Origin of the sequence: Streptomyces sp. NPDC019224, assembly GCF_040632605.1 — a bacterium.
In the GTDB taxonomy this organism is placed as follows: domain Bacteria; phylum Actinomycetota; class Actinomycetes; order Streptomycetales; family Streptomycetaceae; genus Streptomyces.
Genome location: NZ_JBEYCF010000017.1, coordinates 1 through 20,147, shown reverse-complemented (window position 1 = coordinate 20,147; position 20,147 = coordinate 1). Strand labels below are relative to the sequence as shown.

Sequence of the window (20,147 nt, the reverse complement as noted above, 5' to 3'; positions counted from 1 at the left end):
CCCCTGTGTGCGGTGGTTGCTACGGGTTGATGTCGATCTTCATGGTGGACGTCGTGTTCTTCACGTCCTGGGCGTTGTCGCTGAACCTGAGCCCGTTGAAGGTGACCTCACCGACGGCGGGTCCCTGGCCGGCCTCCGGCATCTCGTTGGCCCACAGCCCGAAGCCGGACTTGGCGTCGAAGGCGTCCCCGCTCTTGCGGGCGCCGGAGATGGAGATGTCCGTCAGGATCGTGTCCTTGATCGGGAACTGCGGTTGGCCTCCCACATAGCCGGTCTGGAACATGATGCCGCTGTATGTCGGGTCGACGATGTCGACGTGGTTGATCCGGATGCCCTGGAACACCTTGGAGGCGGAGAACAGCCAGATGCCGGGGAAGGTCTGCGAGCCCCAGAAGTGGCCGCCGGAGCGGACCACGGAGACGTTCTCGATGGTCGTGGGGCCGGTCCCGAAGCCGTTCATCGGGTAGCCGAAGTCCAGCGAGCTGACGGTGATCCCCGAGTACACCAGGGTGTCCGCGATGCGGATGTTGCGGAAGGTGTTGTCGTAGCCGCCGTAGACGGCAACCCCGGCCGCGCGCCAGGTCAGGAGCGAGGTGAGGTTCTCGTAGACGTTGTTCTTCATGTCCGCGCCGCCGGCGTCGATCGCCGAGAACAGCGCGAAGCTGTCGTCACCGGTGGCCCGCGACTCGTTGTTGACGACGTGGTTGTCGGTCGAGCCGTTGGTCATGTTGACGCCGTCGGCGAACGTGTTGCGGATACGGGAGTTCTTGATGGTGATGCGGTCGGTGTTGGCGCCCCAGTAGAGGCACACCGTGTGCTCGTTCCAGATGTTGTCGATGACCATGTCCGACACGTTGGAGAAGTCGAACACCTTGCCAGGGCCGTCGATGCGGGAGGTGTAGTTCCCGAAGTACGCGAAGTTCGCGAACGTCGAGCCCTTGGCGCTCGCCTCGGCCCGGAAGCCGATGTCGGTGTTCTCCTGGGTGGAGGGCGCGTGGAACCTGGTGTACCAGGGTCCGGCACCGATGACCCTGACCGCCTTGCCGTAGACCTGGAACTTGCTCGCGGTCTCGTAGTCACCGGCCGGCAGGTAGACGCCCACCAGCTTGCCCGTGGTGTCCATCCGCACCCTGTCCAGGGCGTTCTGGACGTCCTGATGGGTGAATCCGGTCGGGACGGCGTAGGCGGCCGGGTCCGGGTTGGCGATCTGGGCCGCCTGCTCCAGGCCGATGAAGTCGATCGCGTAGGTGCTGGTGTTCGCCGCGTCCTTCTGGAGCCGGATCCTGCTGCCCGCCGGGACGGTCCGGCCCAGCAGCACGTTCGCCTCGTCGTAGATGTGCCGGGGCGATCCGGCGCCCGGGGAGTTGCCGGGGCCGGTCTCCGCGCCGTACAGCCAGGCGTACTTCGAGGTGAGGTCGATCGCCTTGAGGAAGGTGCCGTCCACGTAGATGTTGAGCTTGGAGTCGATGCCGCCGCCGCCCGCGGAGTCCGGGACGGAGTAGCGGGTCACCAGGGTGTTGGTGCTGGCCCGGGTGGTGAACTCGACGTAGTTTCCGGTGTCGTTCAGCGTGACCGCCTTACGGCCGGACGCCTCGCCGGCGACGTCGCCGACGGTCCTGTTGGGCCCGACGACCTTCGCGCCGCCACCCGTGACGCCGTCCTCCGCCTCGTAGGTGTCGTACGGCATGTCGGCGCCGCGCCCGACGAAGAAGGAGCTGCCGGCGGTGTTGTTCTCGCGCTTGACCGGCAGTTCGTTGGCGTCGTCCGCGACCACCGTCTTCACGGTGTACGAGCCGTTGACCGCCGTCCAGGAACCCAGGTTCACCGGGGCGCTGGTCGCACCCGCGGCGATCGCGCCGTTGTAGCTGCCGGTGAGGGTCTTCACCGTGGCGCCCTTGGCATCGAGCAGGGTCACCGTGACCGCGTGGCCGCCCGAGGCGGAGGCCACCGTGCCCTGGTTCCTGATGGCGACGGAGAAGGAGGTGTTGTCGCCCTGGGCCGGGGAGGACGGCGAGGTGGTGACCGCCGTGGGCACCAGGTCGGAGCCGGCGACCGGCTTGACGACCAGGCCGGACGTGCTGGTGTAGGTGTTGTCGGTCTCGTTCTGCTCGATGATCTGGTTGTCCGGGTCGGCCACCGCGCTCAGCGTGTACGTGCCCGCGTCCCGGGCCCCGATGCCGGCGCTGACCTGCGTGGAGGCCCCGGCGGCGAGCGCGCCCACGGAGGCGGTCGCGACCTTGGTGCCGCCGAGCCGGAATTCGAGCTTGCCGGCCGGTGCGGCGACGGCGCCGGTGTTGCGGACCGTCGCGGTGAGCGTGACCGGGTCCGACTCGACGGGCGCGACCGGGCTCGCCGTCAACGCGCTGACCTGGAGGTTCGGGTTGGGGGCCGGGGCGCCCAGCACCTGGAACTCCGCGACCTGCCCGGCGGGCGCGCCGGTGTTGGAGGTGAACTTCAGCTGGACATCGGCGACGCGCGCGTCGACCGGGATGGCCACGGTGTTGCCGCTGCCCGGGCTGAACGCGTAGTCCTTCGCGGCGACCAGGCTCGTGAAGGAGGAGGCGCTCTGCTCACGCCCGAGGACCTGGATGTTCTGGGTCCTGGCGCCCCAGGCGCTGTCCGGGTTGAGCTTCACGACGACGCTCCGGGTGTCCGCGTTGGCACCCAGCTTCACCGTGAGGGTGTTGGGGTAGCTGCCGCCGGCGCCCTCCCAGTAGGTGGAGAGCTGGTTGTCGTTGGCGTTCTCCGCGACGAAGGTGTGCACCACGGAGGAGGCGGTGATGGGCTTGCCGACGGCGAGGTCGGAGGCCGCGCCGGTGGTGCCGTTGCGGGTGACGGTGTTGCTGTCGCCCGAGACGTTGCCCGCCGCGTCCTTGGCCCGTACGAGGTACGACACGGTGGTGCCGGCGGGCTGGGTGTCGGTGTACGTGGTGACATCGCCCGCCACGCTCCTGCGCAGCACGTTGTTGGCGTAGACGTCGTACCCGGTGACGCCCTTGTTGTCGCTCGACGCCGTCCAGGCCAGCTTGATCTGCCCGGAGGCGGGCTCGGTGAAGCTCAGGTTCGCCGGTGCGGTGGGCGCCTGGGTGTCGCCGGTCTCCCCGCCGCGGGTCACGGTGTTGCTGTTGCCCGAGACGTTGCCCGCGGCGTCCTTGGCCCGCACGTAGTACGAGACGGTGGTGCCGCCCGGGCGGGTGTCGGTGTACGTGGTGACGTCACCGGCCACGCTGGTCAGCAGGGTGTTGTCGGCGTAGACGTCGTAGCCGGTGACGGCGGTGTCGTCCGTCGACGGCTTCCAGGTCAGCCGGATCTGCCCGGTGGCCGGTTCGGTGTAGGCCAGTTGCGTCGGGGCGCTCGGTGCCTGGGTGTCACCGGGCTCGGGGCCGTATACCTCCAGCTCGGAGACCTGGGCACCGGGCTGGACGGTGTTGGCGCTGACCAGGACGCGGACGTAGCGGGTGGTGGTGGCGTCGAAGGTGATCGTCGCCGTCTCACCGGAGGCGGGGCTGAAGGTGTACGCCTTGGGCTGGGTGAGGTCGGTGAAGTCCGAGCCGTTGGCGCTGCCCTGGATCTTCAGCGTCTGGCTGCGGGTCTCCCAGCCGTCGGGCAGACGCAGCACCACGCGGTCGACCCGTACGGACGAGCCCAGGTCGGCCTGGAGCCACTGCGGCAGTTCGTTGTTGCGGCTCTCCCAGTAGCTGGCCCGGTTGCCGTCGTTGGCGTGGGCGGCGATGTACGTCTGGGTGTAGCTGCTGGCCGTGAGCGGGCGCCCGGCGGCGAGGTTCACCGAGGACTCCGCCGCGGCCCGGACCTCCAGTTCGGCGAGCTGCCCGTTGCCGGCCTCGGTGTTCGCGGTGATGTCGGCCCGTACGAAGCGGGTCCGGGTGGCCGGGATGCCGATGGTGACCGTGTTGGAGCTGCCCGGTGCGAAGGTGTAGGCGGCCGAGGTCTTCAGCGTGGAGAAGCTGGTGCCGTCGACGCTGCCCTGGAGGGAGAGCGTCTGGCGGCGGGCCGACCAGTCGGCGGGGAGCTTCAGCGTGACCTGGTCGATGCGGGTGACCTTGCCCAGGTCGCTCTGCACCCACTGGGGCAGGGACGTGCCCGACCCCTCCCAGTACGTCGACTGCTGCCCGTCGGCGATGTTCCCGGCGGACTTCCCGCTGCTCGCGGCGGCGCGATGGCCGGCCGCGATGTTCGGGCCGCCGGCGGCCGAGGCGTTCAGCGCCGGCCAGGCGACCATCATCAGGCTGGTGGAGACGGTCGCGGAAAGGATCCGCCATCTCCGGCGTCGCGTTCTCATCTGTCCCCGATCTGCTGCCTCGACGCGAGGTGGCCGAGGCGCGGCTCCGTCTGTGAAACCCGCCAGTACATGAATTCCTGCACCAGCAGAGTGGACTTTTGCGTTTTGCAGTCAGAGAGTTGCAGAAGGCTGACATGGAGTCCACCGTTCCGGCAGAAATAAGCAAGCCGACAGGACACGTACGAGCGCGCCAACTACCCTGACAACAGGGGTAATTAATGCCCAATCGGCCATGCGATCCAAAGCCGCCTTCCAACGCAAGGAACTTGCGCGTATACGCAAACCGCCGAAAGCTGCCAGTTGGGAGGGGGATCGCACCGGGGCTCACCGGGCACGGCGAAGGGCGGGTCCGCCTCCGCGGACCCGCCCTTCGCTCTCCCCGTCCCTCAGCAGAAAAGGCTCACCCGGCGGGGCTCCACCGGTACCGGACGTCCGGTTCGTTCTCCTCGTTGCGGCTGCCGTCGTCGAACGCGACCGCGGTGAACCCGTGGCGCTCGTAGAAGGCCCGCGCCCCGGTGTTGCGCTGGAAGGTGTACAGGGCGAGCCCCTCGGGGCCGGCCGCCTTGGCGGCCTCCAGCAGGAGGGAGCCGATGCCCCGGCGGCGCAGGCCGGGGGCGATGTAGAGGTGCTCCAGCTCGGCGCCGTCCAGCGAGACGAAGCCGGCGATCCGCGCTCCCCCGCCCTCCCCCGTCTCGGCCACCCGGACATCGGTGCCGGGCAGCACCACACGGGTCATCCAGGCGAGGGTCGCCTCGTCGCTGTGCACCCGAGGCAGATACGGCATGGCGGCGGCGCGGGAGTCGAGGAACAGCCGGGTGAGAGGGCCGGCGTCGTCCGCCCTGGCCTCCCGGAGCACGACGGCCGGCGGGCTTTCCGAGGACATGCGTTCTCTCCTGTCCGAAGGGCCGCCGCGCGGTACGGGGCACCCAGTGATCGAACATACGTCGGACGCGTCCCGGACCTCCATAGGATATGAGCGTCCCTGCCCAGCCGGTGCCCGTTCGCGGCGCCCGTCCCCGCCGAGGAAACGACGTAACGGTGTACCAGCCCCACGAGTTCACGCTGACCGAGGACGGCTACCGGGGGCCCGCGCCCTCCTGGCGGCCCGGCGCCCCCTCCATCTGGCTGGTGGACACGGACCGGACGTCCGACGCCGCCCGGTCACTGGCTCCCGGCATCCTCGACGCCTCGGAACTCGCCCGGCTGGAGAAGCTCGTCTTCCAGCCCGACCGCGACTGCTACACCGCCGCCCATGTGGCCCTGCGCCTGCTGCTCGGCGCCCACCAGGGCGTCGCCCCGGACGCCGTACGGCTGACCCGGGAGCGCTGCCCGTCCTGCGACGGCCCGCACGGCCGGCCGGCCACCGGCGGCGGGGTGCACTTCTCGCTCTCGCACACCCGGGGCATCGCACTGCTGGCGTTCGCGGACGTACCGGTCGGGGTGGACGTCGAACAGGTCCCCGAGGCGCGGGTGGTGGAGGAGATCACGGGACAGCTGCACCCGGCCGAGGCCGCCGAGCTGGCCGCGCTGCCGCAGGAGGAGCGGCCCACCGCCTTCGCCCGGGTGTGGACCCGCAAGGAGGCGTACCTCAAGGGCGAGGGCGTCGGCCTCGCGGGCGGTCTGAACCGCGAGCACGTGGGCACCGGCCCGCGCCCGCTGGACCCGCCGGGCTGGACCGTCGCCGATGTCGCCGTCCCCGCCGGCTACGCGGCGGCGGTGGCCGTCGGCACGGCGGGGCGCCCGCCCGCCGCCGGCCACGACCGGCGAAAATGACCGCACGGGCAGATCGCACCGACCGACCGATACGGAGGAGTGGCAGATGCCGCACGCACGAGCCGGACAGCAGGCGCGCCCCGAGGACCTGACCGATGTGGCACGGCTGGTGACGGCGTATTACGCGCTGCACCCCGATCCGGCGGAGCCCGGCCAACGCGTGGCGTTCGGCACCTCGGGACACCGCGGTTCGTCGACGGCCACCGCGTTCAACGAGGACCACATCGCGGCGACGAGCCAGGCCATCAGCGAGTACCGGGCCCAGCAGGGCACGGACGGGCCGCTGTTCCTGGGGGCGGACACCCACGCCCTGTCGGAGCCGGCCCGGGTCACCGCGCTGGAGGTGTTCGCCGCCAACGACGTACAGGTCCTCATCGACTCCGAGGACGGGTACACGCCGACGCCCGCGGTCTCGCACGCCATCCTCACGTACAACCGCGGCCGCGCCTCGGGCCTCGCGGACGGGGTCGTGGTCACCCCGTCCCACAACCCCCCGGGCGACGGCGGCTTCAAGTACAACCCGCCGAGCGGCGGGCCGGCCGGGTCGGACGCGACCGGCTGGATCCAGGACCGGGCCAACGAGATCATCACGGGCGGGCTCAAGGACGTCCGCCGGGTGCCGTACACCCGGGCGCTCGCCGCCCCCACGACCGGCAGGTACGACTTCCTGGGCACGTACGTGGCGGACCTGCCCTCCGTCCTGGACCTGGACGCGGTGCGCGGGGCCGGTGTACGGATCGGCGCCGACCCGCTGGGCGGGGCGTCGGTCGCGTACTGGGGGCGGATCGCCGAGCAGCACCGGCTCGACCTGACCGTGGTCAACCCGCTGACCGATCCCACCTGGCGGTTCATGACGCTGGACTGGGACGGGAAGATCCGGATGGACTGCTCGTCGCCGCACGCGATGGCCTCGCTGATCGGGCAGCGCGACCGCTACCAGATCGCCACCGGCAACGACGCCGACGCCGACCGGCACGGGATCGTCACCCCGGACGCCGGGCTGATGAACCCGAACCACTACCTCGCCGTGGCCATCAACTACCTGTACGCGCACCGGGAGAACTGGCCGGCCGGGGCAGGCGTCGGCAAGACCCTGGTGTCCTCCGGCATGATCGACCGCGTCGCCGCCGACCTCGGCCGGGAGCTGGTCGAGGTGCCGGTGGGCTTCAAGTGGTTCGTGGACGGGCTGGCCGACGGGTCGCTGGGCTTCGGCGGCGAGGAGTCGGCCGGGGCGTCGTTCCTGCGCCGGGACGGGTCGGTGTGGACGACCGACAAGGACGGCATCCTGCTCGCCCTGCTCGCCTCCGAGATCCAGGCGGTCACCGGTGAGTCGCCGTCCCGGCACTACGCCGCGCTGACCGCCCGGTTCGGGGAGCCCGCCTACGCCCGGATCGACGCGCCGGCGGACCGCGAGCAGAAGGCGGTGCTGGCCCGCCTCTCCCCCGAGCAGGTCGACGCGGACACCCTGGCGGGCGAGCCGGTGACCGCCGTGCTGACCTCGGCGCCGGGCAACGGCGCCGCGATCGGCGGCATCAAGGTGACGACGGAGAACGCCTGGTTCGCCGCCCGCCCCTCCGGCACCGAGGACGTCTACAAGATCTACGCGGAGTCGTTCCGGGGCGCCGAGCACCTGGCCCGGGTCCAGGAGGAGGCCAAGGCCGTGGTCTCGGCGGCGCTGGAGGCGTGATCCGGCGGCACCCGCCCCTCCCGACGCCGGTGCGCCGGGAGGGGCGGGTGCCGTCCGGCTGCCGGGCGATGCCATGGCTAATCCTCACTGTCAGGCGTCCAGGCGGCGTCCCGCGAGCCAGGTGACGATCTCGGGGTCGTGGTGGTCGAAGAACAGGGAGCCGCCCGTGTCGAGGGTGGCGATCCGGGCCATCTGCTCGTCGGTGAGCCGGAAGTCGAAGACGTCGATGTTCTCGGCCATGCGCTCGGCGCGCACGGACTTGGGGATGGCGACGACGCCGCGCTGGGTGAGCCAGCGCAGCACGACCTGGGCGACGGACTTGCCGTACTCCTTGCCGATGTCGGCGAGCAGGGGGTTGGTGAACAGGTCGTTCCTGCCTTCGGCGAAGCCGCCCCAGGACTGGATCTGCACCCCGTGCTCGCGCATGAGGTCCTGGTAGCCGGCGCGCTGGAAGAAGGGGTGGGTCTCGATCTGGTTGACCTGCGGAGTGATCTCGTTGTTGACGATCAGGTCGATCAGCCGGTCGGGGTAGAAGTTGGCGACGCCGATCGCCCTCGTCAGGCCCTCGCGGTTCAGGGCTTCCATGGCGCGCCACTGGCCGTATACGTCGCCGAAGGGCTGGTGCATCAGGTAGAGGTCGAGGTGGTCCAGGCCCAGCCTGGTCAGAGACGTCTCGAACGCGCGGCGGGTGTTGTCCTGGGCGGGGGCGTCCTGGACCCACAGCTTGGTGGTGACGAACAGTTCCTCGCGCGGGATGCCGCTGGACTTGACGGCGCGGCCGACGGCTTCTTCGTTGCCGTAGGCGGCGGCGGTGTCCAGCAGGCGGTAGCCGGCGGCCAGGGCCTCGGAGACGGCGCGCTCGGTGTCCTCGGCGGGGATCTGGTAGACGCCGAAGCCGAGGAGCGGCATCTCGACGCCGTTGTTGAGGGTGACGGTCTGCATGAGCGGGAGGTCCTTCGCTGTGGGGGGCGGGTGGTCAGGGGCGGATGAGAGCCTTGTCGCTGCCGCACACACAGGCGGCGACGACACGCAGCACGGCGTCGGCGGACTGGACGATCTTCGGGTCGGGCCGGCCCTCGACGCGGACGTCACCGGCTCCGCACATCACTGCTGCACGCATGAGGGGTTGCTGCTCCAAACGGGGGTCGTACGGGGTGGTGCGGAGGAATCAGCGTTCGAGCATGCGGGCCTGGGCCTCGGTGTGGGTGTCGCCGGCGGCGGGTGGCAGGCTGGAGAGCCGGTCGAGCTGCTCGGCGGTGAGGGCGACGGAGTCGGCGGCGGTGTTCTCCTCGACCCGGGCCACGCGCTTGGTGCCGGGTATGGGGGCGATGTCGTCGCCCTGGGCGAGCAGCCAGGCCAGGGCCACCTGCCCGGGCGTGGCACCGGCTTCGTCGGCCAGGGCCTTGACCTCGTCGGCGAGCGCCAGGTTGCGCTGGAAGTTCTCCCCGGTGAAGCGGGGGTTGTCGCGGCGGAAGTCGTTCTCGTCGAACTGGTCGGTGGAGCGCACCGTGCCGGTCAGGAAGCCGCGGCCGAGCGGGGAGAACGGCACGAGACCGATGTGCAGCTCCCGCAGGACGGGCAGCACGCGGTCCTCGATGCCGCGCGTGAACAACGAGTACTCGGACTGCACCGCGGTGACGGGCTGGACGGCGTGGGCGCGTCGGATCGTCTCCGGGCCGGCCTCCGAGAGCCCGAAGGCACGCACCTTGCCCTCGGCGATCAGCTCCTTGACCGCGCCCGCGGTCTCCTCGATCGGCGTGTTCGGGTCGACCCGGTGCTGGTAGTACAGGTCGATGTGGTCGGTGCCCAGCCGCTTCAGGGAGCCCTCGACCGCGGTGCGGATGTTGGCCGGGCCGGAGTCCAGGTTCCACGCGCCCTCGCCGCCGTGCGAGACCAGACCGAACTTGGTGGCCAGCACCACCTTGTCCCGGCGCCCCTTCAGCGCCCGGCCCAGCAGCTCCTCGTTGGTGTAGGGACCGTAGATCTCGGCGGTGTCGACAAGGGTGACACCCAGCTCCAGTGCTCGGTGCACGGTCCTGATCGACTCCGCGTCATCGGTGCCCGAGCCGGTGTAGCCGTGGGACATGCCCATGGCGCCCAGCCCGATCCGGGAAACCTCAAGGTCACGCAGCTTGATGTATCGCATCTCGCCCTCTTCGCGTCGTGGCGTCGTACAGCACCCTCATCGTCGTGCAGGCCGGCGGACCGCGCCCGCGCCGGCCACTCGGGGTGCCGGTGTCCTGCTCTTCCACCCTGACCCGGATCGCTCCGGTGTGGCAGGGCGAGCTCTTCGGGGGTAATGACAGGGCCCCTCTCCCGGCCGCGCGGGGGTCCGCGGCGCGTGAGACTGGAGGTATGGCATCCACGAGCGCGCACAGCGAGGGCGCCGAGCTGGGCCGCTATCTGCGCGCCCGCCGCACCCAGACCAGCCCCGAGCACGTCGGTCTCACCGTCGGCACCGGTGTACGCCGCACCCCCGGCCTGCGCCGCGAAGAGCTGGCCACCCTCGCCGGCATCAGCATCGACTACTACGTGCGTCTGGAACGCGGCAAGGAAACCCGCCCCAGCCCCGCCGTCCTCGACTCACTCGCCCGCGCCCTGCGCATGGACGACCAGGAGCACCGGCACCTGCGTGAGCTCGCGGCCAGAGCGGCTCGCTACGCTCCGCCGCCGCCCGCGCCCGGCCGGGCCGTACGCCCCCACCTCAAGCTGCTCCTGGAATCGCTGCGCCCGAACCCGGCCTACGTCATCAGCCGCAGCATGGACCTGCTGGCCTGGAACCCGGGGGGCCTCGCCCTGTACGCGGGCCTGGACGACTGGCCCGTCAAGTACCGCAACCTCGCCCGCTACCTCTTCCTGCACCCTGCGGCCCGGGAGCTGTTCCCCGACTGGGATCGTCAGATCGCCGCCTGCGTCGCCCGGCTGCGCGCCGTCGCCGGCACGGCCCCCGACGCCCCCGACCTCACCAGCCTGGTCGGCGAACTCCTCCTCAAGAGCCCCGACTTCGCCGGACTCTGGGAACGCTACGAAGTCACCGGGCGCAAGCCCGCCCACAAGACGTTCCGCCACCCCCAGGTCGGCACGCTCACCCTGACCTCGCAGTCACTGCAGGTGGAAGGCACCCCCGGGCAGCGCATCGGCGTCTACACGGCGGAACCCGGCAGCCCCGACCACGACGGCCTGCTCCTGCTCGACATGACCGCACCGCGTCCGGCGGACGCTGTGAACAGCACGACTGAGACCTAGGAGCCCGGCCCCCGGTCACAGCCCGTGGCCCGGAAGGACGTCTCGGCCGGACGGCCGCTCCACGCGGCGGACGGTGCGGGTGAAGACTGCGGGCGGACCGCTCGCAGTCTTCACCCCGAGCCGTGCTTCAGGGGGTCCACACCGGGGGCCTCGGGGCGGTCGCCATGCCGTTCCCGATGAAGAAGCCGGGGTGCGGCGGCTGGTTGTAGGCGGTGTTCTGCCAGGCCAGCGCGGTGCGGTCTCCGTGAAGTCGCCTCTACTGCGCTCTCATGACGTCTGAACTCGCCTCTTTGAGTTCCTTTCAGTTGATCATGGCGCTGCATACAGCCGCTGACCAGAACTCTCACGCACGTGGTGACCCTCAACCACCCTCCCCGTGCAGCGGGTTACCCACAGCCGGCTCGACGCGAACGAACGACGTCACGATGGCGCGATATCCGCGGTGGCCTGTGTGCCTGCCGGTGTGGCGTAGCGCCCAGTCCTCAGGCGAGGTCCGTTCCTCGGCTGTGTCCGACGCCTCGCCACACGTCGTGCACTCCATCTCGTAGATGGGGCCCGAGGCGCCGGGGGTTCGGTCGACACCGATCGTCCAGTCCGCGTGGCGGATTACCGTGCGCACCGTCATCGCTTGCCCGCCTCTCGCTCGGAGCAGGCGGCAGCATCGGTGCACGCCCGGGGAAACCAGCTGTACGCGGCGCCAGTCGTTGGCCGGGCCCGCTGTTCCCCGAGGTTGATGTCGTCGCCGAGCCGAAGCCGCTCCTGGCACCACACACAATGCCGGCCACGCTGCTGGTCCTCGGTCAGTTCAGTGACCGGCGGGAGTTCTCTCGTAGTCATGCCGGCCTGCCTTCGTGGGCTGCGCAGGCCATGACCGTCCAGGCGCGGCCGTCGTCGACGGTCACTTGCCCGGCCAGGAAAAGAGGCCCTGCGACAGCGCCACAGTGCCAGCACGCCTCGCCGTGTAATCGGGCGAAGCTCGGCTGCTCGACGACGCTGGCCGGTGCGGGAGTCGGTGCACTCATACCCTGTCCCATCTGCGCGGTGCCTGCTGACAGGCAGATCATGGAGGGCGGCCAGGGGCACAAGTACCCCAGCGAGGGGTAGCGGGGGCGCCTAGTGGCTCTGCCCGGATCCTTGACCGGGTAGTTGATCTGCCATCCCAACCAGCCTGCAAGCGGCCACACCTCGCCCTCTGCCCCAGGTATGCGCCAAGTAGGGTTACGGGTGGCCAAGCTGGGGGTGCGTGGTGGTTGGGGCTGTAGTAAGGCGGGGCGTCCGGCTCGGGATACGGATCGGGTCGGCGTCAGCGGCACTCTTCGGCTCGATGGCGCTCGTGGGTGCGGTGATGTGGCTTCGCACGGGCCTGCACGACGCCCTGACAGGTCTCATGCGGGGCATTGTCATGGTGGGAGGGAGCCTGGGGGTTGGTGTCCTGCTCGGTGCGGCAACCGGTGCGGCGCTTGCTCTGTCGCCCGAATGGCTTGCCGCCCGAGCTCCGTTGCGGGGGCTGCTCGCCGGCTGTGTCGCGGGCACGATGTACCTCGGTGAAGCCGTTGTTGTGGCCGTCGCCTCCGACGGCGGCTACGGACCGATGCTTCTCACGCTCCTTTCCACGCCGGTGGTTGGTGTAGTGGCGGCGGTGCACAGTGGGGACGTACTGGGACGTACGCGCTATCACGCATGGTTGGCGAGGTAGGGGCGTCTTAGGGCTCGACAGATCCGACGAGGCCGGAGGCAGCCGACCAGTATGCCCCGGTGCCCTCGACTCCGCCGAGGCGAACTGGAACGTGGCCGGCCTCGTCGCCATCTTGGTGAAGAGCTGACTCACCGCCACGCCGGTCGAAGCCAGCCAGGCGTAGTCATCCAGCTGCCGTGAACGCTCCGGCGGTGAGGATCGGGACGATGTCGCAGACGTCCAGTTCGGTCGCGATGTCCACATCCCCGGCGAAGCCTCCGTCCGTGAGTTCCTGGCCGGATGCACTGCTGGTGACCGCGGTCATGACGTCCGGCGTCGCCTCGAAGCAGTCGGCTGCGGCGGCTGCTTCGGGCGACAGCGGGCCGCCACCCTGATTCCGCAGGGCCGCGAGGACCGCTCCGGCGCCGAGCAGATCCTCCAGCGCCGGGCGCAGGCTGCCGTCGGGCCATCGCTCGCCCGAGGCGATCACGGCGACCGGGCGGTCGAGGGTTCCGTAACCGTGCCGGGCGAGCCAACGGCCCACCGCTGACGCGTTGCGCAGGCAACCCGCAACCACCATCGACTCACCGGCCGCGGCGGCGATCGAAGAACCGTTGGGAGAGGGCAGGACCAGGCGCGGGGCGAACGGAGCACTTCTCAGCGCCGTCGGAGACAGTGACCACGGCAACGCCGGCGTGGCCATGCGCCGCCCGACGGCCAGCCGCGCGCCGATCTCATCAGCGAACTTCGACGCGGACTCGTCACGCCAGCCAAACGGGAAGACTCGCGTCCCGGACTCCACAGCCACCGTCACCGAGGTCGTGAACGACAACACGTCGACGAGCACCAAACACGCGATACCCGCAGCGAGCCGTTGCGCGCCGACGGGCCCCCAATCGAATCGCGCCCCACTGCCTGTCTGCAGAAACCAATCGTCCATAGCTGACGACCATGCCATTGCGCCCAGAGACCAACACCAGCGGGGGCAACCGTCCATCGGAGCAGTCATCCGCAGCCCCGCACCCCTCGTCAGACCCTCGCAGGATCAACGCGGAGTTGCACTAGTCGGCGTGGCACCACTCGGCGAAACTTGTCAGCGTCTCCGCGTCGGCCCGCTTCAGACGGCGAAGCGTTGCCGCGTCCTCCCGAACCCATGGGTGCTCGCGGGTGTGCTGCGGGGCGATCCGGCGAGCGACCTTGAGGGACTCGAACGCGTCCTCCATGAGCCCGCCCCACAGCTGGGCGCGGGCGAGCTCGATGTAGAAGCCGCTGCGGCGCTCGGCGGGCAGGTCGGCCGACGGCTTCCACTCGCGGGCCACGTCGAACGCCCGCTGAACGTGGCCGTCGCCGAGGCTCACGGCGACACTGACCTCATGGATGCGGACACTGTCCGGGCCGAACGCTGTGCCCTGGTAGACGTCCTCCAGGACCCGGTCCCCCAAGGCACGTGCCTCAGCAAGGTGTTCGTCCGCGGCGTCGGCATGCCCGGCTCGTCCGGCGATGACGGCTGCCCGCATGTGAAGCGCACCCCGGGCAGCGGTAGATTGCGGGGCGGTGGGCATCGGGCAGGCGTCGAGAGCTTGCTCCAAAGCCCGTAGTCCGGCGGCATGGGCGTGGGCGGCGAAGAACGTCTCTGTGCGAACGTAGCCCACCGCGGCGGCGAGCAGCGGGTCCTGTGCACCGGGGGCCGCCCAGCGCATCAACTCGATGAGCCGGGCCGAGAGGTCCCGGGCCCTGTACTTGTACGCGACCGCGTCGGCGGCCCGGTACGCGGTGACGAGGAGCCCAGCCGTTTCCTGCGCGTTCGCGGGCGGCGCTACCGCGGCTGCGCGGGCGAGCTCGGCAAGCAGGTCGGGGACCGTGCGGGCGATCTGCAGATACTGGGCGGACAGCCGCCACGCAGTGGTCTGTGCGACCGCGGTCCGCAGCTCAGGCAGCGGACGGACAGGGCCGTCGTCGGGGACGTCGTAGGCGGCGATCGCCGCAGACACGGCGGGTAGCGCGTCACGGATGCGGGTGGCTACGTGCTCCCGGTCGGCGACGAGCCGGGCGGGGTCTACGCCGAGTGCCGCGGCGATGGAGTCGAGGGTGTGGTCGGTGACGCCGCGTTCCCCGCGCTCGATCTTGCGGATGGTGCCGAGGGCGACGCCGGCCCGGTCGGCGAGCTGCTGCTGGGTCATCTTCGGGTGGGCGACGCTGCGGTAGTACGCGATGCGTCGGCCCACGGGGCCCGGTGGAGTGGGTGGCACAACCCGAATTTACTCGCCGATTCCCGGCGAGGCAGGCGAACTGACGGGCTCGGCCCTCAGGCAGCCGGGCCCCGTCACCTGCCCACGAGGTCAACCAGGTCGGTCAGTGAGTCGATCGACCAGTCCGTCACGTCCCGCACGTCCGGGTCGTCGGCCCACCAGTACCCCCACGGTCCGCGGCGAAGATGCGCGGTTCGGAGACCAGCGGCCTTCGCGGGAATGATGTCGTTGGCGGGGTGGTCGCCCACGTACAGGGTTGACTCCGGGCCGGCCCCGGATACGTCCAGGACGCGCGCGAAGAACGCCGGGGCGGGCTTTGCGACACCCCAGTCGGCGGACATGACCACCAAATCAGCGGGCAGGTCGAGGGCGCGCAGCAACTCTCCGATCTTCCCGGTCTGGTTGCCGGCCACGACCACGCGAACCCCGCGCTCACGCAAGGCTGTCAGAGCCGGGCGAACGTCCGGGTAGAGGTCCTGCTCGCCCAGCTGCTCGCCACGGCCGGCTGCTTCTCGGGCGGCGTACTCGGCGGCGATGTCGATGCCTGGTCGGAGGAGCCGGACGGCGTCTGCGTTGTCCCGCCCCTGGACGACGACGGCACCGACCAGGGCGCTGAGCGTGTGCGCCGGCACGTCGAGCCAGTCCGCCCATGAGGCCCAGTAGCGGTCGTCGCGGACTAGGGTCTCGCCGACGTCGAAGACGATGGTCTCAATCACGCTCCGACCCTACGTGGGGGCGTTGTCGGTGTGCGGCTCTACTCTGATCCCATGTCCACTCCTCCGATACCTGCCGCCGCGCGGTCGCTGACCGGCCGGCTATGAGCCGACAGCCTGACAAAGGGAGGCGGCGGCTGCGAGCGATCCGCTTGCAGCCGCCGCCTCGCTCCATCAGATGCCGCGTTTCAGCAGCTCAGGGGGTCCACACCAGGGGCCTAGGGGCGGTCGCCATGCCGTTCCCGATGAAGAAGCCGGGGTGCGGCGGCTGGTTGTAGGCGGTGTTCTGCCAGGCCAGCGCGGTGCGGTAGGTGGTGTCGTGGAGCAGGGTGGTGATCCTCGTGGTGGTCTCGTACGGCGTGGAGTAGATCCGCAACGCGGTGTTGTTCGTGGTCGCCCAGACCACTTCCTCGCGCCAGTCGCCGAACAGGTCGCCGGAGAGGGCCGGGGTGGCCTTCGTGCTGTTGTTGGAGTGGACCGAGGCGCCGGTCAGCAGCCGGGTGTCGCCGGAGGTGCCGTACTTGTCGATGTGGGTGCCGTCCAGCAGTTCCCGGGTGGTGTCACCGTCCCACCAGGCCAGGAAGTTGGTGCTGGAGGGCTTGCGGCTCGCGACCACCGTGCCGTGCGGGTCGCGTATCCCGGAGGTCGCCGACGACCAGGACTCGGCGCCCGCGCTGCCCGCCCAGACGTCGTCGCTGACGCCGCGTCCGTTGTCGCCGCCGGCGGGCGTCGACCAGAGGACCTGGCCCGTCTTCGCGTCGGCCATCCAGGACGAGGGCTTGGAGCCGTCCTCGTCGACCTTGAACTCCTCCAGACCCGGTCGCGCCGGGTCCAGGTCGCCGACGTGCATGGCGTCGCCGTGGCCGTTCTTCGTGGTCCACAGGGCGCTGCCGTTGTCGTCGACCGCCATGGATCCGTACACGATCTCGTCCTTGCCGTCCGCGTCGACGTCGGCGACCGACAGCTGGTGGTTGCCCTGGCCGTCGTACCCCTTGCCGGTGTTGGTCGAGCTGTTGGTGTCGAAGGTCCAGCGCCGGGTGAAGGCCCCGCCGCGCCAGTCCCAGGCGGCGATCACCGTACGCGTGTAGTAGCCGCGGGCCATGATCAGCGAGGGCCTGCCGCCGTCCAGGTAGGCGGTGCCGGCGAGGAAGCGGTCGACCCGGTTGCCGTAGCTGTCGCCCCACGAGGAGACGGTGCCGCGTGCGGGGACGTAGTCGACGGTGCCCATGGCGGCGCCCGTCAGGCCGTTGAACATGGTGAGGTACTCGGGGCCGGACAGGACGTAGCCGGAGGAGTTGCGGTGGTCGGCCGAGGCGCTGCCGATGACCGTGCCCCTGCCGTCGACGCTGCCGTCGGCGGTCTTCATCGCCACTTCGGCCCTGCCGTCGCCGTCGTAGTCGTACACCTGGAACTGGGTGTAGTGCGCGCCGGAGCGGATGTTGCGGCCCAGGTCGATCCGCCACAGCCGGGTGCCGTCGAGCTTGACGCCGTCCACGATCGTGTTGCCGGTGTAGCCGGACTGGGAGTTGTCCTTGGCGTTGGTCGGCTGCCACTTCAGTACGAAGTCGAGTGCGCCGTCCCCGTCGAGGTCGCCGACGGACGCGTCGTTGGCCTCGTAGGTGTAGGCGACGCCGTCGGGGGTGGTGCCGCCCGGGGGCGGGCTGATGGGCACGTCCTTGTAGCCGGCCCGGAACTGGATGGCGTGCACGGAGTCGCCCTGCTCGACGCCGTTCACGACCGCGCGGACGGTGTAGTCGGCCGAGCTGGGGGCTCCGGCGTGGAAGTAGTTGGTCGAGCCGGTGACGGGCGAGGCGTTGACCTTCGTACCGGCGCGGTAGACGTTGAAGGCGACGGAGTCGGCGTCGGTGGCGAGCCAGCGCCAGCTGATGAGGTTCCCGGCGTCGGTGTGGACGCTGACGACGCCCCGGTCCAGCGCCTCGGCCTGGCGCGCGGTCGCGGCGTGCGAGGTCTGGCCGGTGACGACCAGGGCGGTGGCGGCGAGGAGTCCGGCGGTGACGGCGCCGAGCAGGGTGCGGGTCCGGGTGGTGCGGCGTCTGCGGGGAGTGCGGGGATGCCCAAGAGCCACGGTACGTGCCTTCCGGAGTGGGGGTGGGTGGGTACCTCTCAGTGGCCGCCGGTGCCGAAAAGGTTGCCGCCATGTGAAATCCCGTACGCCACGGCCTCACCCGTTCGCCGCGGCGCGGTGGCGGGTGCGGCCCCGGCGCGCGCAGGCTGTCCGGAGAGCTGCCGATCGACAGGTGGCGAAGCCCGTTGGGGGTGCGACGTGTCGGACACCGGTGCCACGGCCTCTGGCGCGGACATGGGCGACGACCTGGCGAGGGCGCTGCTGGACACGCTGTTCAGCCAGTTCGCGGTGGGCCTGCATGTCCTGGACACGGAGCTGCGGGTGGTCCGTATCAACGCGCTGGCCGAGTCGGTGGACCCCGACGAGCTCATCGGTCTGCACTTCACCGAGGCCTATCTGCTCGAGGATCCCGCCGAGACGGAGCACCTGCTGCGCCAGGTCCTGAAGACGGGCGCGCCGGTGACCAACCACCCGCTCCGCGGACGTGTCGCCCCGGCCCCGGGCCCCTCCCGCAGCCTGAACGTCTCCCTGCACCGCCTGGACAGCGCCGACGGGCATCCCCTCGGTCTGCTCGCGGCCGTGGTCGACGTCGACGAACGGGACAAGGCGCATGTCCGGGCCGATGTCCTGGCGGCGGTACGCAGAGGGGCGGGCCACTCGCTCGATGTGGCGGCGACCTGTCAGGGGCTCGTATCGGCGATGGTCCCCGCCTTCGCCGACCTGGCCGTGGTCGAGGTGGTGGACGAGGTGCTGCGGGGCGCCGATCCGCCGCTGAGCCCGCTGGGCCGGGACGTCCCGCTGCGCCGGGCCGCGGTGCGGGGTACCGGGGCGGTGCCGGAAAGCCTGGTCGGTGAGCTGCGCCAGTTGCCCGAAGGGACCCCCTTCGCCCTGGCCGTCACCGATCTGCGGCCGCGGCTCGTCCAACTGGGTCCGGACACACCGTGGCTGGACGCCGACCCGGCGACGCGACGGATGATGGAGGCGACCCGCGCGCACTCCCTGCTCGTGGTCCCGCTGAAACTGCACGGCTCCGTCCTCGGCCTGGTGAGCCTGTACCGGCACCGGGGCGATCCGTACAACGAGCGCGACCTCACCCTCGCGCTGACCGCCGCCGCCCACACGGCGCTGAGCATCGAGAACGCGCTGCGCTACGCCCGCGAGCACGTGATCGCCTCGACCGTCCAGCGCCGGCTCCTCCCCCAGCACGACGGCACCCGCGTCGCGATCGAGACCGCGCACGTGCTGCTGCCGGGGCACAACAGCGGCTGCTGGTTCGACACCATCGGGCTCTCCGGCGCCCGGACCGCGCTGATCATCGGAAACGTGGACGGACACGAACTGCAGACCGCCATCACCATGGGGCAGCTGCGCACCGTCATCCACGCCCTGGCGGGGCTCGACCTGGAGCCCGACGAGGTGCTGGCCCGGCTCAACGACACGGCCGACCGGCTGGTGGACGAGCGCCGGTCGCTGCCGCCCGGGGACTCGCTGCACCGCCAGCCGCTGACCGCGACCTGCCTGTACGCGGTCTACGACCCGTTCACCCAGGTGTGCACGGTGGCACGCGCCGGGCATCCCGCACCGGTCGTCGTCGGGCCCGACGGCAGCCCGCTCGCCCTGGACGTGCCGGAGGGGCCCGCGCTCTTCTCGGAGGACAGCGCGCCCTTCGCCACCGGCTCGGTGCGTCTCGAGGAGGGCAGTGTGCTGGCGTTCCTGACCGGTTCGCTGCTGCCCGAGGAGCGGTCGGTGGAACGGGTGCGGGAGGCCCTGGCCTTCCCGGAGCGCCGGCTGCGGGAGCTGTGCGACGCCATCGTGTACAACCTGCCGGCCGAGGTCGATCCGGACGGCGCGGCGCTGCTGCTCGCCCGGACCGGCGTGGTGCCGGCGGAGCGGGTGGCGACCTGGGAGCTGGCCCACGACCGGACGACGCCGGCGGTCGCCCGCACCCTGGTCCGGGACCGGCTGGAGGGCTGGAACCTCGACGAGGGCACCATCGAGGCGACCGAACTGATCGTCAGCGAGCTGATCACCAATGCCGTCCGCTACGGGACGCCGCCCCTGCATCTGCGGGTGCTGCTGGACCGCACCCTCACCTGCGAGGTCCACGACACCAGTCCGGTGGCCCCGCACCTGCGCCACGCGCGGACGGTCGACGAGGGCGGGCGCGGCCTGTTCATCGTCTCGCAGCTCGCCACCCACTGGGGCACCCGGTACAGCACCGAGGGCAAGGCCCTGTGGACGGAGCAGGAGATCCCGGACGAGGACCTCTGACGGCCGGTGCTTCCCGTACGTCTCGGCACATACGGGTGCGGCGCACCCCGGCCGGTGGGGGGGGCGGCGGCGCGGGGGAGGGCCCCGGCGGGGCCGCGAGGGTCGGAGGGGGGCCGCCGGGCGGGGGGCGCCCGGGGGCGAGGGTGT

The 20,147-nt window shown here is 70.8% G+C and carries 14 protein-coding genes and 1 pseudogene; 5 read left to right on the top strand and 10 right to left on the bottom strand.

Annotated elements, in window-relative coordinates:
* Positions 1–19 precede the first annotated feature (19 nt).
* On the bottom strand, positions 20–4,300 hold the full coding sequence (locus ABZ564_RS13645) for a discoidin domain-containing protein (protein ID WP_360854576.1): 4,281 nt from the start codon (positions 4,298–4,300) through the stop codon (positions 20–22).
* Positions 4,301–4,700: 400 nt separating this feature from the next.
* Positions 4,701–5,183, bottom strand: a complete 483-nt coding sequence (locus ABZ564_RS13640; RefSeq protein ID WP_360854573.1) for a GNAT family N-acetyltransferase — start codon at positions 5,181–5,183, stop codon at positions 4,701–4,703.
* Positions 5,184–5,338: 155 nt separating this feature from the next.
* On the opposite strand from ABZ564_RS13640, the gene ABZ564_RS13635 reads away from it, so the two are divergent.
* Positions 5,339–6,073 carry a 4'-phosphopantetheinyl transferase superfamily protein gene (locus tag ABZ564_RS13635; RefSeq protein ID WP_360854571.1) on the top strand — a complete coding sequence of 245 codons (735 nt, stop codon included), beginning with the start codon at positions 5,339–5,341 and terminating at the stop codon, positions 6,071–6,073.
* 46 nt (positions 6,074–6,119) lie between these two features.
* Positions 6,120–7,760, top strand: a complete 1,641-nt coding sequence (gene pgm / locus ABZ564_RS13630) for a phosphoglucomutase (alpha-D-glucose-1,6-bisphosphate-dependent) (RefSeq protein WP_360854568.1) — start codon at positions 6,120–6,122, stop codon at positions 7,758–7,760.
* Positions 7,761–7,850: 90 nt separating this feature from the next.
* Here pgm and ABZ564_RS13625 read toward each other — a convergent pair whose 3' ends face one another.
* From ABZ564_RS13625 to ABZ564_RS13615, 3 genes and pseudogenes are all read right to left on the bottom strand, one after another.
* Positions 7,851–8,702, bottom strand: a complete 852-nt coding sequence (locus ABZ564_RS13625) for an aldo/keto reductase (RefSeq protein WP_360854565.1) — start codon at positions 8,700–8,702, stop codon at positions 7,851–7,853.
* A gap of 55 nt (positions 8,703–8,757) precedes the next feature.
* Positions 8,758–8,880: pseudogene (locus tag ABZ564_RS13620) on the bottom strand (IMP dehydrogenase); the annotation flags it as partial.
* A 48-nt stretch (positions 8,881–8,928) separates the two neighbouring features.
* Positions 8,929–9,906, bottom strand: coding sequence for an aldo/keto reductase (locus ABZ564_RS13615; protein ID WP_360854562.1), 978 nt, complete (start codon positions 9,904–9,906; stop codon positions 8,929–8,931).
* Between the two features lie 209 nt (positions 9,907–10,115).
* On the opposite strand from ABZ564_RS13615, the gene ABZ564_RS13610 reads away from it, so the two are divergent.
* A complete protein-coding gene (locus ABZ564_RS13610) occupies positions 10,116–11,006 on the top strand; it encodes a helix-turn-helix transcriptional regulator (protein WP_360854559.1) in 891 nt (296 codons plus the stop codon).
* Between the two features lie 127 nt (positions 11,007–11,133).
* On the opposite strand, the gene ABZ564_RS13605 is transcribed toward ABZ564_RS13610, so the two are convergent.
* Positions 11,134–11,235, bottom strand: coding sequence for a hypothetical protein (locus ABZ564_RS13605; protein WP_360854898.1), 102 nt, complete (start codon positions 11,233–11,235; stop codon positions 11,134–11,136).
* A 1,095-nt stretch (positions 11,236–12,330) separates the two neighbouring features.
* On the opposite strand from ABZ564_RS13605, the gene ABZ564_RS13600 reads away from it, so the two are divergent.
* Positions 12,331–12,702 (top strand): hypothetical protein, encoded by a 372-nt coding sequence (locus ABZ564_RS13600; RefSeq protein WP_360854557.1) that lies wholly within the window; start codon positions 12,331–12,333, stop codon positions 12,700–12,702.
* Between the two features lie 163 nt (positions 12,703–12,865).
* On the opposite strand, the gene ABZ564_RS13595 is transcribed toward ABZ564_RS13600, so the two are convergent.
* From ABZ564_RS13595 to ABZ564_RS13580, 4 genes are all read right to left on the bottom strand, one after another.
* On the bottom strand, positions 12,866–13,621 hold the full coding sequence (locus ABZ564_RS13595) for a 2-phosphosulfolactate phosphatase (RefSeq protein WP_360854554.1): 756 nt from the start codon (positions 13,619–13,621) through the stop codon (positions 12,866–12,868).
* Positions 13,622–13,742: 121 nt separating this feature from the next.
* Complete coding sequence (locus ABZ564_RS13590; RefSeq protein ID WP_360854551.1) at positions 13,743–14,906, bottom strand: helix-turn-helix transcriptional regulator; 1,164 nt, start codon at positions 14,904–14,906, stop codon at positions 13,743–13,745.
* Positions 14,907–15,004: 98 nt separating this feature from the next.
* Complete coding sequence (locus tag ABZ564_RS13585) at positions 15,005–15,646, bottom strand: HAD family hydrolase (RefSeq protein WP_360854548.1); 642 nt, start codon at positions 15,644–15,646, stop codon at positions 15,005–15,007.
* 193 nt (positions 15,647–15,839) lie between these two features.
* On the bottom strand, positions 15,840–17,729 hold the full coding sequence (locus tag ABZ564_RS13580; RefSeq protein WP_360854545.1) for a rhamnogalacturonan lyase: 1,890 nt from the start codon (positions 17,727–17,729) through the stop codon (positions 15,840–15,842).
* A 198-nt stretch (positions 17,730–17,927) separates the two neighbouring features.
* Here ABZ564_RS13580 and ABZ564_RS13575 point away from each other — a divergent pair, with 198 nt between their 5' ends.
* Positions 17,928–20,000, top strand: a complete 2,073-nt coding sequence (locus ABZ564_RS13575; RefSeq protein ID WP_360854542.1) for a SpoIIE family protein phosphatase — start codon at positions 17,928–17,930, stop codon at positions 19,998–20,000.
* Positions 20,001–20,147: the final 147 nt, after the last annotated feature.

What these genes read in the sequence shown, in the direction of transcription:
- ABZ564_RS13615 (WP_360854562.1), bottom strand. Translation starts at nt 9,906, where the DNA reads ATGCGATACATCAAGCTGCGTGACCTTGAGGTTTCCCGGATCGGGCTG.
- ABZ564_RS13600 (WP_360854557.1), top strand. Translation starts at nt 12,331, where the DNA reads ATGGCGCTCGTGGGTGCGGTGATGTGGCTTCGCACGGGCCTGCACGAC.
- ABZ564_RS13640 (WP_360854573.1), bottom strand. Translation starts at nt 5,183, where the DNA reads ATGTCCTCGGAAAGCCCGCCGGCCGTCGTGCTCCGGGAGGCCAGGGCG.
- ABZ564_RS13625 (WP_360854565.1), bottom strand. Translation starts at nt 8,702, where the DNA reads ATGCAGACCGTCACCCTCAACAACGGCGTCGAGATGCCGCTCCTCGGC.
- ABZ564_RS13610 (WP_360854559.1), top strand. Translation starts at nt 10,116, where the DNA reads ATGGCATCCACGAGCGCGCACAGCGAGGGCGCCGAGCTGGGCCGCTAT.
- ABZ564_RS13595 (WP_360854554.1), bottom strand. Translation starts at nt 13,621, where the DNA reads ATGGACGATTGGTTTCTGCAGACAGGCAGTGGGGCGCGATTCGATTGG.
- pgm (WP_360854568.1), top strand. Translation starts at nt 6,120, where the DNA reads ATGCCGCACGCACGAGCCGGACAGCAGGCGCGCCCCGAGGACCTGACC.
- ABZ564_RS13645 (WP_360854576.1), bottom strand. Translation starts at nt 4,300, where the DNA reads ATGAGAACGCGACGCCGGAGATGGCGGATCCTTTCCGCGACCGTCTCC.